The following is a 1,182-nucleotide window of genomic DNA, read 5'->3' on the forward strand; positions in this document are numbered from 1 at the left end:
TTATGCAGTTACTTTCGCAACAACACCAGCACCAACTGTACGACCACCTTCACGAATCGCAAAACGTAGACCTGGGTCCATTGCGATTGGGTGAATGAGTTCTACTGACATTTCTACATTGTCACCAGGCATAACCATTTCCACGCCTTCTTGTAATTGGATTGCGCCAGTTACGTCAGTTGTACGGAAATAGAATTGTGGACGGTAACCGTTAAGGAATGGTGTATGACGACCACCCTCTTCTTTAGAAAGTACGTATACTTCTGCATCGAATTTAGTGTGCGGTTTGATTGTACCTGGTTTAGCAAGTACTTGACCACGTTGAACGTCTTCACGCTTAGTACCACGTAGAAGAACACCACAGTTCTCGCCAGCACGACCTTCGTCAAGCAATTTACGGAACATTTCTACGCCAGTTACAGTTGTTACAACTGTATCTTTAATACCAACGATTTCAACTGATTCGCCAACTTTAACGATACCAGATTCAACACGACCAGTAACTACAGTACCACGACCAGAGATAGAGAATACATCTTCGATTGGCATAAGGAATGCTTTATCGATTGCACGTTCTGGTTCAGGAATGTAAGAATCAAGCGCAGCAACCAATTCGATTACAGCAGATTCGCCATAAGGACCTTCGTTACCGTTTAATGCTTGAAGCGCTGAACCACGGATGATTGGAGTGTCATCACCTGGGAAGTCATAAGTAGAAAGAAGTTCACGAACTTCCATTTCTACCAATTCAAGTAATTCTTCGTCATCAACAAGGTCACACTTGTTAAGGAATACAAGAATGTACGGTACACCAACCTGACGAGACAAAAGGATGTGTTCACGAGTCTGTGGCATAGGACCATCAGTCGCAGCACATACAAGGATCGCGCCGTCCATTTGAGCAGCACCAGTGATCATGTTTTTAACATAATCGGCGTGACCTGGACAGTCTACGTGAGCGTAGTGACGAACTGGAGAATCGTATTCTACGTGTGAAGTATTAATGGTAATACCACGTGCTTTTTCTTCTGGTGCAGAGTCAATTGCTGCGTAGTCTTTAGCTTCACCGCCGTAGTTTTTTGCACAAATTGTTGCAATCGCAGCAGTTAAAGTTGTTTTACCATGGTCAACGTGACCAATTGTGCCCACGTTTACGTGTGGCTTATTACGTTCAAACTTAGC

The 1,182-nt window shown here is 43.9% G+C and carries 1 protein-coding gene; it reads right to left on the reverse strand.

Features of this window, described 5'->3' with window-relative positions; genetic code table 11:
• A partial coding sequence (tuf, locus tag BLV99_RS17975) for an elongation factor Tu (RefSeq protein ID WP_213030971.1) occupies positions 1-1,182 on the reverse strand: 1,182 nt, incomplete at its 5' end.

Source organism: Acinetobacter kyonggiensis (assembly GCF_900107285.1).
GTDB classification, from domain to species: Bacteria; Pseudomonadota; Gammaproteobacteria; order Pseudomonadales; family Moraxellaceae; genus Acinetobacter; species Acinetobacter kyonggiensis.